This window comes from Janthinobacterium sp. BHSEK, assembly GCF_056174685.1.
The window spans coordinates 1-10,781 of record NZ_JBWBYV010000115.1 but is presented as its reverse complement, the minus strand read 5'-3'; the positions used below and the strand labels follow the sequence as shown (position 1 = coordinate 10,781).

At 62.4% G+C, this 10,781-nt stretch carries 10 protein-coding genes; 5 read left to right on the top strand and 5 right to left on the bottom strand.

Going from position 1 to position 10,781, the window contains the following annotated elements; all coding sequences use genetic code 11:
• Nucleotides 1–19: 19 nt before the first annotated feature.
• Nucleotides 20–1,525, bottom strand: a complete 1,506-nt coding sequence (locus AC0V2Y_RS26885; protein WP_475417923.1) for a DUF3369 domain-containing protein — start codon at nucleotides 1,523–1,525, stop codon at nucleotides 20–22.
• A gap of 433 nt (nucleotides 1,526–1,958) precedes the next feature.
• Between AC0V2Y_RS26885 and AC0V2Y_RS26880 the strand changes: the two genes are divergently transcribed.
• The gene (locus AC0V2Y_RS26880; protein WP_475417922.1) at nucleotides 1,959–2,462 is read left to right on the top strand and encodes a DUF3016 domain-containing protein; all 504 of its coding nucleotides are present in this window, start codon (nucleotides 1,959–1,961) and stop codon (nucleotides 2,460–2,462) included.
• 154 nt (nucleotides 2,463–2,616) lie between these two features.
• Complete coding sequence (locus AC0V2Y_RS26875) at nucleotides 2,617–3,159, top strand: DUF3016 domain-containing protein (protein WP_475417921.1); 543 nt, start codon at nucleotides 2,617–2,619, stop codon at nucleotides 3,157–3,159.
• Here AC0V2Y_RS26875 and AC0V2Y_RS26870 read toward each other — a convergent pair whose 3' ends face one another.
• The 3 genes from AC0V2Y_RS26870 to AC0V2Y_RS26860 form a co-directional block, all read right to left on the bottom strand.
• Complete coding sequence (locus tag AC0V2Y_RS26870; protein WP_475417920.1) at nucleotides 3,160–3,945, bottom strand: substrate-binding periplasmic protein; 786 nt, start codon at nucleotides 3,943–3,945, stop codon at nucleotides 3,160–3,162.
• Between the two features lie 74 nt (nucleotides 3,946–4,019).
• The gene (locus AC0V2Y_RS26865) at nucleotides 4,020–4,463 is read right to left on the bottom strand and encodes a thioesterase family protein (protein WP_034753479.1); all 444 of its coding nucleotides are present in this window, start codon (nucleotides 4,461–4,463) and stop codon (nucleotides 4,020–4,022) included.
• Between the two features lie 121 nt (nucleotides 4,464–4,584).
• On the bottom strand, nucleotides 4,585–6,033 hold the full coding sequence (locus AC0V2Y_RS26860) for a PQQ-dependent sugar dehydrogenase (protein WP_475417919.1): 1,449 nt from the start codon (nucleotides 6,031–6,033) through the stop codon (nucleotides 4,585–4,587).
• A gap of 216 nt (nucleotides 6,034–6,249) precedes the next feature.
• On the opposite strand from AC0V2Y_RS26860, the gene AC0V2Y_RS26855 reads away from it, so the two are divergent.
• Nucleotides 6,250–7,356, top strand: a complete 1,107-nt coding sequence (locus tag AC0V2Y_RS26855) for an S-(hydroxymethyl)glutathione dehydrogenase/class III alcohol dehydrogenase (RefSeq protein ID WP_475417918.1) — start codon at nucleotides 6,250–6,252, stop codon at nucleotides 7,354–7,356.
• A gap of 116 nt (nucleotides 7,357–7,472) precedes the next feature.
• Nucleotides 7,473–7,706 (top strand): hypothetical protein, encoded by a 234-nt coding sequence (locus tag AC0V2Y_RS26850; protein ID WP_034784311.1) that lies wholly within the window; start codon nucleotides 7,473–7,475, stop codon nucleotides 7,704–7,706.
• A 12-nt stretch (nucleotides 7,707–7,718) separates the two neighbouring features.
• Here the strand turns inward: AC0V2Y_RS26850 and AC0V2Y_RS26845 are convergent, their stop codons facing one another.
• A complete protein-coding gene (locus AC0V2Y_RS26845) occupies nucleotides 7,719–8,723 on the bottom strand; it encodes a GlxA family transcriptional regulator (RefSeq protein WP_475417917.1) in 1,005 nt (334 codons plus the stop codon).
• Nucleotides 8,724–8,838: 115 nt separating this feature from the next.
• Here AC0V2Y_RS26845 and AC0V2Y_RS26840 point away from each other — a divergent pair.
• The coding region (locus tag AC0V2Y_RS26840; RefSeq protein ID WP_475418404.1) for a DUF6701 domain-containing protein at nucleotides 8,839–10,781 on the top strand (1,943 nt) is incomplete at its 3' end.

The window sequence follows — 10,781 nt, the reverse complement described above, 5'->3', positions numbered from 1 at the left end:
CCGACACCACCGCCAGCTTTTAATCGGGGAAACGTTGATTCAGCGCAAGCGCCTCATCGAGGTTTGCAATCAGCAACTCCACATACTGCGGATCGAGGTGGCTGCCGCTCACTTCGCGCAGGTAGCCCACCACGCGCTCCAGGGGCCAGGCGTCCTTGTAGCAGCGCTTGTGCATGAGCGCGTCGAAAACGTCGGCGACGGCGGCGATGCGTGCGTATTTGTGGATGCTCTCTCCCACCAGGCCTTGCGGGTAGCCGCTGCCGTCGTATTTCTCATGGTGCTGGTGGGCGATCACGGCGGCCGCCTTCAAGAGCGGGCGCTGCGAGCCGTCCAGGATGGACATGCCCACCGTCGGATGCTGTTTCATGATTTCCCATTCGGCCGCGTCGAGCTTGCCGGGTTTCAGCAGCACGGCGTCGGGCGTGGAAATCTTGCCGATGTCGTGCATGGGCGCCGCGTGGCGCAGCACCATGGTTTCTTCCTCCGACATGCCGGAGGCCTGCGCCAGCAGCTGGCACACTTCGGCCATGCGGCGCACGTGGTTGCCGCCTTCGTGCGAGCGCGATTCGACCACATCGCCCAGGCGCAGGATCAGCTCGGCCTGGGTATCGGTGATTTCCTGCGTCAGCAGGATGTTGTCGAAGGCGATGGCCACGCCTGAGCAGAATACTTCCAGCAATTGCGCGTCGAGGTCGGAAATTTCTTCCACGCCCTTGAGCACCAGCAAGGACGCCTTGCCGCTGCTGTTGGGAAAATAGCCGACATAGGTGTCGCCATGCAGGCGCGAAATTTTATTGCTCTTGGCGTCGTCCAGCTGCGACAGCAGGGACGGGCTGAGGATGCCGTCGTCCGTGTCGCCGATCTGCGCGAGGATTTCATAATCCTGCTCGCCCGTGATGGCGCTGGCGCCGCGCAGGCGCAGCAGCATGCTCGTTTCCAGGCGCAGCAGGGCGACGACTTGCTGCAGCAGGCCGCTGGCGAAGTCGCGCAGATTGCGCTGCTTGAAAATGTGCGCCGAGGCGGCGATGACGCGCTCGAGGCCTTCGCGGTAATGGAGCTGGGCCTGGCGCGCCTCTTCCACCTTCATGATGTCGCGGTAGGCGCGCAGGGCGGCAAAGGTGGTGGTAAACAGCTTTGTGCGGTCGAGCTCGGTTTTTTCCTTGTAGTCATTGATGTCGTAGTTGACGATCACCCGTTCTTCCGGCGCCTGTCCCGGCTGCCCCGTGCGCAACACGATGCGCGTAAACTGGTTGCCCAGGTCTTCGCGCATCCAGCGCGCCACTTCCAGGCCGCTGTCTTCGCGTTCCATCACCACGTCCAGGAAGACGAGCGCGATGCCGTCTTCGCGCGCCAGCACCTGCTTGGCCTCGGCGCCGCTGTATGCATGCACGAAGCTCAGGGCGCGGCCCTCGAGGCGGAAACGGCTCAGCGTCAGCTCGGTGATGTCATGGATGTCGGGTTCATCATCGACGAGCAGGACTTTCCAGGGGGGTAACTTGGGCGATGCTGAAGACAAAAATGACATAAGGGCGAGTTCCGCTAAAAGGCATAACTGACGCAATGCTGAGACGCCCGCGCCAGGAATTCCTGTGCGCCATGAACGGCGTTGCGCGTTTTTCGGGCGCATTTTGTCGATTGTAGACCGACCGCTAAGTATTAACAATAAGCAAGAACAATTGACTAAAATCATGCAACACACGTGCTAAAAAAACACTTTAAATCCGTGCTGTCTACACTATCTATACTTTATCGCTTAGGCAACTATATTTTCAAGACAATACTTTGTTTTAATTAATATTGCCAATGAATCTGCAAAAAAATACGGCGTCTTCCTTCCTGGCGGAACAACGGAAAAGTAACAAGGTATGAATTCCGCGCCGGAATCGACTGGAGCGCGCTATATTGGGCAGGCATAAGAAGTGGCTCCATGCCACTCACATTTCCTGAAAGGGTACATCATGCAAAAGCAAACGACGCGCGCCCTGATCGCCGGCCTGGCCTTGCTGGCCAGCAGCGCGGCCTGGGCGGGAACCGAAGTGCGGTTCAGCAAACCGGATCAATTCACGGACGTCCCGTTCAACCCGCAGGACCGCGACGAGGTATTGAAGGAACTGAGCCGGCATTTCGAGAAACTGGGCGCCTCGCTGCCGCCCGGGCAGACCTTGAAAATCGACGTCACGGACGTGGACCTGGCGGGACGTGAAAATCCATCGCTGCGTGCCGGCCAGGATATCCGCGTCATGAACGGCCGGGTCGACTGGCCGCGCATGCGCCTGCACTATGTGCTGGAACAGGATGGCAAGGTCATCAACAGCGGCGATGCGGCCCTGTCCGACATGTCGTACCTGACCCGCCTCAATCCTTACTTCAGCAATGAAAAATTGCGTTATGAAAAGTTGATGATCGACGACTGGTATGCCGTTACCTTTGGCATCAAGCCGAAGCGCCACGCGCGCAAGTAAGCGGCGCGGCCGGTCGCGGCGTGCCGCCGCAAGTGCCGCCGCACGAGACGTATTGCGCTCCGGAAATTTTCACTTCAGGCTATAGTCAAACAGGACAGGCAGAGGCCGGCATGGCAGCTGCCGCCTGACCGTGAACTTTCTGAAAGGAAGGCATATGCGTATTTCCACGCTGGCGAAAATATGGGTGGCGGCCTTGGTGCTGGCCGCTGGCAGCAGCGCCTGGGCGGGCGTCCAGGTGACGTTCGACAAGCCCGACGACTATTCCGATGTGCCGTTCAGCTCGCGCGACCGGGAACAGGTGCTGGCGGGCCTGGCGGATCACTTCAGCTGGCTGGGCAAGAGCTTGCCCCACGGTCAGGACCTCAGGATCGAGATCACCGATGTCGATCTGGCGGGACGCGAAGATCCGGCGCGGCGCGGCGCCTTCGATGTGCGCGTGATGACGGGCCGCGCTGACTGGCCCCGCCTGCGCTTGCGCTATACGCTCGAGCAACATGGCAAAGTCATTGCCAGCGGCAACGCTTATCTGTCGGACATGTCCTATTTACAGCATATCAATCGCTATTCCAGCAGCGACGCCTTGCGCTATGAAAAGCGCATGATCGACGAGTGGTTCAAGAATACCTTCGGCGTCAAGCCCCAGGGCCGCAGCAGTCCCGTCCTGACCTTGCAGCCGCGCGACGTTCAGCGCAGGTAATCAACGCAAATAAGCCTCTTCGATGCGCGCCAGCTGGCCGTTTTGCCGCATGGCAAGCAGGGCGGCATTCATCTTCTCGATGAAATCGGCCTTGTAGGCGGGGGTATTGCGCGCGCTGTAGGCGATGTAGGTGGCTTCGGACGACAGTTCCAGCACTTCGCGCAAGTGAAAGCCGTAGCCGGCCAGTTCGCCTTGCAGCTGGCGCGCCGTGTGGCGTGCCGCGCCGCGGTCGCTGGCGTAGCAATCGATGCGCCGCAGGGCCAGTTTCTTCAGGTTCGCTTCATTGCCCTTGGCCGCTTCCAGGCGCAGCAGCCCTTTGCGGGCGGGCGCCATCAATTTCTCCGACAGCAGAAAACCCGTGTTGACGCCGATGGTCAGGCCGGCAAAGTCGGTCGGGAAGTGCGTGCGTGGCGTGCGCATGACAGCGTCATGGCAAAACAGCACCACCGATTCGCGGTGCAGCATGGCCGAATACGGCTGCACGTATGGCCGTTCCGTCTTGCGTCCGGGCGGAAACAGGCCGAAAACCTGGCCTTTTTCCAGCGCGTCGAGCCCCCGTTTCCAGGGGCGCGGCTGCAGTTCCAGCCGGTACCCGGGCATCCGGCTGGCCGCCTGGCGCAGGATATCGATGTACATGCCCTTGAAGGCGCCGTGCTCCACATAGCTGTACGGCGCATAGTCATCGTCGCCGTACAGGATGACGGTTTGCGGCGCGGCCAGGACGGGCGGCAATATGCCCAGCAGGGCCAGGGCCAGGCACAGTCTTGCCGTGATTGCTGATTGCATGCCGCTCCAGATTTAATGTCTTCCTGATAAGCATGCAGCATGGCGGCATGAGGGCCCGTTTAACCGCACCTGAATCAATCGATCCAGTTCACCTGTGGAAACTTGCTGCCGAACTCTTCCGGCATGGGCACGACCTGGCTGCGCTTGTAGTTGAAGAAGACAAAGCCGGACTTGGCCATCGCGATCAGGGTGTTATCGCGTGGGCGCGTGATGCGGAAGGTGATGTCGCCGCCATACTTGTTGAAATCCATGACGCCCACTTCGAACAGCAGCTGGTCGCGCGCATGGGCTTCGGCGCGGTAGGTGGTGGCCAGGTCGGTGACGATGATGCCGGTGCCGTCCGCTTCGATGTCGCGCACGCCGTATTCGAACAGGAAGCGGGCGCGTGCCTCGGAAATCATGGAAATCATGGAATCGTTGCCGAGATGGTTGCCGGCATTGATGTCCGTCGTGCGTACCGTCAGTTGCGAGGAGTAGCAGTACTGGTCTTCAGGAAATTCAAGTTTCAAACGGGCCATGGTGTTCTCTTGGGCTGGTGCGCAGGGCGCGGCGGAAAAAAAACCAATTTTAGCCGGTTCCCCGCGCCCCGTCGAAAAACGGCCCCAGCCACGTGCGTGGCTGCGCTTCATTGGCGCACGCTTATTTACGTATGATCTTGTACACCTTGCCCGTGCCGCTCAGCATGTACAGCTCGTGTTGCGCATCCTGGCCGAATGACAGGATGTTGCCCACGTTCGTGATGCCCCAGTCCGTCACAGCGGAGGCGGCGCCATTGCTGTAGCTGAAACTTTTCAGCCAGCCGCTGCAATAGTCCGAGTACAGGTATTGCCCCGCCAGTTCCGGCAGGGCCGTGCCGCGGTACACATAGCCGCCCGTGATCGAGCAGCCGCCGGCCGTATCGTGGCCGTATTCGATGGCGGGCAGGACCAGCCCCGCCTGGTTGCAGCTGGCACTGTTGTAGCAGTGTGCGCCTTCCATGATGTTCCAGCCATAGTTGTTGCCCGCCTGGCCTACGGGACGCACGTCGACCTCTTCCCAGTTGGCCTGGCCCACGTCGGCGATGTACAGCAGCTGGGCTGGCAGGTCGAAGGCGTAGCGCCAGGGGTTGCGCAAGCCGTAGGCCCAGATTTCCCCGCGCCCGCCGGCCGTGCCGGCAAATGGGTTGCCGGGCGGAATGGCGTACGGCTGGGCTACCGTGCTGGCGTTGACGTCCAGGCGCAGCAGCTTGCCCAGCAGCACATTCGTGTTTTGCGCATTGCCTGGCGGATCACCGCCACTGCCGCCGTCGCCCGTGCCCGCATATAGATAGCCGTCCGGCCCGAAGCTGAGCAGGCCGCCATAGTGGTTGCTGAACGTGGGGTGCGGTATCGTGAGGATGGTCAGCGCGGACAGGGGATCGGCCACGTTGGCGTTGCCGGCCGACACTTGCCGGCGCTCGATGACGATATCGCCGGCCAGGTTGGTGTAGTAGATGAAAAAATAGCCATTGCTCGCGTACTGCGGATGGAAGGCCATCGACAGCAGGCCCCGTTCGCCGCTGGTGGTGGTGAGCGTGCTGACGTCGAGGAAGGGCGTGGCCAGCAGGTTGTCGTTCTGCACCACGCGGATGCGGCCTGGACGCTCCACAATGAAAAGGCGGCTGTCGCCGGGCGGCGCCGTGAGGAAGATGGGGGCGTCCAGTCCGCTGGCCACTTCCTGCAGGCGCAGGGCCAGCGGCGCCGCCGCCGCATACAGGACGCTGGCGCTGGCCGTGGCCCCCGCAGTGACTTGCGCCTGCTGGGTAACGGGCGTGGGCGCCAGGGTTCCCGTGCCTTGCGCCACGCTGGCGGCATTGATGGCGTAGGCGCCGGGCGCCAGGCTGGTGAGCGTGGTGGTGGCCGTCAGCGTCTTGCTGTACGACGCGGGCCCCGTGACCGTGACGGCGCCCGCCACGCCGGCCGGCAAGCCGCCGATGGTGACGGTGAGGTTGCCCGTGGTCGCGCCTGGCGCCGGGTGGTGATGGCCGCCGCCGCAGGCGGCAAGCAGGGCCAGGCAGCATGCCAGCAGCAGGGCCAGCCAGGTCTGCTGGCATCGAAAAATAGGGCGCATATCAGTCTCCTGCGGGAACGCGGCAATGGGTGCTCAAGCGGAGTTAGGCTTGCGCCAAGAATGCGCCTCTGTATGCCGGGAAGATTGAGCTGGCGCAAACGTGCGGCAGCATCGGACAAATGCGCCGTGTTTTCAGACAAGCGCGGGGCCAGCTACGCCGCTGTGCCCGCCTGCGCCCGATAATGGCGCATCTGAAACCGAGCAGGAAGACACCCCATGAAAACCAAAGCCGCGATTGCCTGGAAGGCGGGCGCCCCGCTGACCATCGAAGAAGTCGACCTGGCCGGCCCGCGCGCCGGCGAAGTGCTGGTCGAGCTCAAGGCCACGGGCATTTGCCATACCGATTACTACACCCTGTCCGGCGCCGATCCGGAAGGTATCTTCCCCGCCATCCTCGGCCATGAAGGCGCCGGTATCGTCGTCGACGTGGGCCCGGGCGTGACGACCCTGAAAAAGGACGATCACGTCATTCCCCTGTACACGCCGGAATGCCGCCAGTGCAAGTTCTGCCTGTCGCAAAAGACGAATTTGTGTCAGGCCATCCGCTCGACGCAGGGCCGCGGCCTGATGCCGGACGCCACCAGCCGCTTTTCCCTGAACGGCCAGCCGCTGTTCCATTACATGGGCACGTCCACCTTTTCCAATTACATCGTCGTGCCGGAAATCGCGCTTGCCAAGATCCGCGAAGACGCGCCCTTCGACAAGGTCTGCTACATCGGCTGCGGCGTGACGACGGGCGTGGGCGCTGTCTTGTTCTCGGCCAAGGTGGAAGCGGGCGCCAACGTGGCCGTGTTCGGCCTGGGCGGCATCGGCCTGAACGTGATCCAGGCCGCCAAGATGGTCGGCGCCGACAAGATCATCGGTATCGATATCAACCCGGCGCGCCAGGCCATCGCGCGCAAGTTCGGCATGACGCATTTCATCAACCCGAACGAGGTGGAAAACGTCGTCGACGCCATCGTGCAGCTGACGGATGGCGGCGCCGATTATTCGTTCGAATGCGTGGGCAGCACCAACTTGATGCGCCAGGCGCTCGAGTGCACGCACAAGGGCTGGGGCAAATCGTTCATCATCGGCGTGGCGGCGGCCGGCCAGGAAATTTCCACCCGCCCATTCCAGCTGGTGACGGGACGCGAATGGCGCGGTTCCGCCTTTGGCGGCGCGCGCGGCCGCACGGACGTGCCGAAGATCGTCGACTGGTACATGGAAGGCAAGCTCAACATTGACGACCTGATCACGCACCGCCTGCCGCTCGAACGCATCAACGAAGGCTTCGACCTGATGAAGAGCGGCGAATCGATCCGTTCCGTCGTGTTGTACTAATTTTATCGGATGTACTCATTGCGCAACACTTGACGGACGGGGCAGGGCGGCAGGCTGTACTTCGCTGCCTGCCCCTGCTAGTGTGAAGGCATACCGCCTTGCTTTGGGAGCCGTTCATGTTTGCCACTGCCTACCTCGCGACCTTGCGCCGCATGTTGCCCGTCTTCCTCGGCGCGGCCCTGTCTTCCCTGCTGGCCTTGTGGTGGAGCAATGCCGCCAGCCTTGCCACGCCCGCCATCTGGCTGGCGCTGCTGGCCACGTATTTGCTATGCGCACTGCTGTTTACACCGCTGGCCCGGCAGAGCCGTCAACTGGCCACGCGCCACGTGCGTCACGGCAAGCCGCGCTGATTTTTCACCCAGCTAGCGCGCCGTGCTGGAAAAACGTTCGCGGTAATCGCGCGGCGTGATGGCGAGTTTCTTTTGAAACAGGCGGCGCAGCCTGTCCTCGCTATGCAAGCCCGCCTGCACGGCCACCTGTTTTAAGGAAGACACATTGTCTTCCAGCAAACGGCGCGCCGCTTCGAAGCGGGCCGTGTCGATGAATTCCGTGGGGCTGGTGCCCGTTTCGCGCTGGAACACGCGCGTAAAATTGCGCTCGCTCATGGCCAGCCTGGCCGCCAGCAGCGGCACCGTGAGCTCGTCGGCCAGGTGTTCCATGATCCAGCCCTGCAACTGACGGATGGTCGGATGCGTCGTCATCTGGCTCGACAGGTGCACGGAGAACTGCGACTGGCCGCCGGGCCGCTTCAGATACACGACCAGGTCGCGCGCTACTTCCAGCGCGATATCGCGGCTGAAATCGTCTTCCACCAGGGCCAGCGCCAGGTCGATGCCAGCCGTCACGCCGGCCGACGTCCAGAACTTGCCTTCCCGCACGAAAATCGCATCGGCATTGACCTGTATCAAGGGGTAGCGCTGGCGCAGGCTGTCCACGGCGCTCCAGTGCGTGGCCGCGCTCTTGCCGTCGAGCACGCCCGCCTCGGCCAGGAAGAAGCAGCCCGTGCACAGGGCCGCCAGGGTGTCGATGCGGGGCGCCGCCGCAGCCACCCAGGCGGCGAGGGCGGGAATGTCTTGCAGCACCTGCTCGACGTGGTGGCAGCCGACGATGACGGCCAGGTCGGGCAGGCGGTGCGCATCGAGCGTCTTGCTGGCGTGCAGCGACATCAGCGTGTCGGACTCGACCGGACCGATGGCCGTCGAGGCGATGCGCACGTCGTAGCCGCCGGGCAGCTTGCGCAGACGCAGATGGGTGTTGGCGTAGTCAAACACTTTCATGGCGCCGATGGCTTCGAGCGCCTTGAAGCCGGGATAGACGATGATGTCGACGGTGCGCAGGGGGAATTCTTTGGGGCTTTGCTTGATCATGCGATATGCGCGAGGGGGATAAATACTGCCATAATGCAACAACAGCGATGGCGTAGGTTAGCATGAAATAATCCGCGCGCCCGCTGGCTCCCCACCCACCGGATTCCTCGATATCGTGCGCTTACTCCACATTTTTGCCGCCCTGACATTGCTGCTGGGCTCATCCCTTGCCCAAGCGGCCACGCTCAACTTCAATGGCGGTGCCGTCAGCGGCTGCAGCCTGAGCACGGATGGCCTGCAATACACGTGCGCTTCGCTGGCGCTGGGTTCCACCGACGTCATCGTCATCGGCAGCGCGTATGGCGTGACGGTCAACAGTTCCCTGGCGATGAGCTACAACCAGGGCTTGACGATGAGCGGCAATGCCGCGCTGACGGTCAAGGGCAATCTCGACATCAAGGATATCAATCCGCCGAACCTGAAGGTGACGGGGGGCAGCTTGAGCGCCGAGGGCGGCACCTTCCTCATGGGCGCGCAGGAACAGACGATCACGGCGAATATCTCCGCCACGACCATCAAGATGGGCTCGAACAACGTCACGGTGACGGGCAAGATCAGCGCCAAGGGGCCCGTGGAAATCGCCTCGGGTTCCGTCATCAACGGTCCCATCAGCGGCACCGTGGTCAATATCCTGGCCGCCAGTACCCGCATCCAGGGTGATATCACGGCGACCACCTCGCTGACTATCGGTTCCGGCAGCCAGGTGACGGGCAACCTGAAATCGCCGACGATCGACCTGAAGGCGTCGGGCCTGCTCGTCACGGGCAATGTAGAGGCGAGCAATTCCTTGTCGATCGCTTCCGGCAATGGCATCAAGGGCAACGTCGATGCCGGCGAGGTCACGCTCGACTCGTCCAACGCCTATATCACGGGCAACGCCAAGGTCGACCACATCACCCTGGGCTGGCAGGGCCGGGTGCAGCAAACCATCACTTGCAAGGCGTATACGCCGTCGAACCCGTGCAGCTGCGTGACCAACAACAGCGGCTGGGCTTTCAATGAACCGATGGGGCCGAAGTGCGGCCCCGGCACGCAGGCGGGACCCCACCATTTTCAGATCACGCATCCGCCCTCGGCGCTTACGTGTGCGGCGGCGCCCGTGACGGTGACGGCCTGCGCCGATGCCAGTTGTAGCAGTGTCTACACGGGCGCGGCGCAAGTGACCCTGACGCCAGGCGGCGCGACGGCGCAAATCAACAATACGCAACCGCCCACGGGCATGGTCAGTTCCACCGTGGCGCAGACCAAGGCTGCCAATAATGTGCTGCTGGGTTTGACCAGCGTACCGGCCACAACGGGCGCACTGGTGTGCAAGAGCAGTCTCGACAACAGTACGACCAATTGCCAGATGGCTTTCGTCACGAGCGCGCTGCAGATCAGCGGTGCGCCCCGCTATGCGGAGGAAGCGGGGCCGATCAGCATCAGCGCCAAGCAGGCCTCATCATCGAATCCGGACACGTGCGTGCCTCTGTTTGCGGGACAAAGCAAGACACTGACCCTTACATGCAATTATGCCGATCCCGATACGGGCACCTTGCCCGCGCGGATACAGGGAAAGAATGGCACGTATGTGCCGTTGGCCGCCAACGCCAATGCCGGCAGCTCCTGCAGCGTCGCCGGGGCCGATATCCTGCTGGCCTTCGATACCAATGGCGTAGCCACGCCGAACATGCTGTACGCGGACGTGGGTGCGCTGGGCTTGACTGCGACCTATGCATCGGGCAGCGGCAGCGACAGCGGCTTGACGATGACGGGGAACGGCACGGTCATCGTGGGGCCAAAATATCTTGTTTTCAGCGCCATCGCCACACCGCAACAAGCGGGCGTGGCCGTGGTGCCCGTGGCGCCTGCAAAAGACATCTTGCTGTCGGCATGGAATGCAGCGAAAGTGGCAACGCCCAATTTTGGCCGCGAAAAGACGCCGCCGACGGTATCGCTGAGTCCTATCGTGGATGCGCCCACGTTTGCTGGCGCCAACAAACCACCCGTGACGGGCAGCGTGGCCTTTGCCAATGGTATCGGCAAGGTCGGAAATCTGAGCTGGCCGGAAGTGGGGAC

Bases quoted from the DNA above. Each gene is read 5' to 3' on its own strand.
- AC0V2Y_RS26855 (WP_475417918.1), top strand. From the start codon at position 6,250: ATGAAAACCAAAGCCGCGATTGCCTGGAAGGCGGGCGCCCCGCTGACC.
- AC0V2Y_RS26845 (WP_475417917.1), bottom strand. From the start codon at position 8,723: ATGATCAAGCAAAGCCCCAAAGAATTCCCCCTGCGCACCGTCGACATC.
- AC0V2Y_RS26850 (WP_034784311.1), top strand. From the start codon at position 7,473: ATGTTTGCCACTGCCTACCTCGCGACCTTGCGCCGCATGTTGCCCGTC.
- AC0V2Y_RS26860 (WP_475417919.1), bottom strand. From the start codon at position 6,033: ATGCGCCCTATTTTTCGATGCCAGCAGACCTGGCTGGCCCTGCTGCTG.
- AC0V2Y_RS26865 (WP_034753479.1), bottom strand. From the start codon at position 4,463: ATGGCCCGTTTGAAACTTGAATTTCCTGAAGACCAGTACTGCTACTCC.
- AC0V2Y_RS26875 (WP_475417921.1), top strand. From the start codon at position 2,617: ATGCGTATTTCCACGCTGGCGAAAATATGGGTGGCGGCCTTGGTGCTG.
- AC0V2Y_RS26880 (WP_475417922.1), top strand. From the start codon at position 1,959: ATGCAAAAGCAAACGACGCGCGCCCTGATCGCCGGCCTGGCCTTGCTG.
- AC0V2Y_RS26870 (WP_475417920.1), bottom strand. From the start codon at position 3,945: ATGCAATCAGCAATCACGGCAAGACTGTGCCTGGCCCTGGCCCTGCTG.
- AC0V2Y_RS26885 (WP_475417923.1), bottom strand. From the start codon at position 1,525: ATGTCATTTTTGTCTTCAGCATCGCCCAAGTTACCCCCCTGGAAAGTC.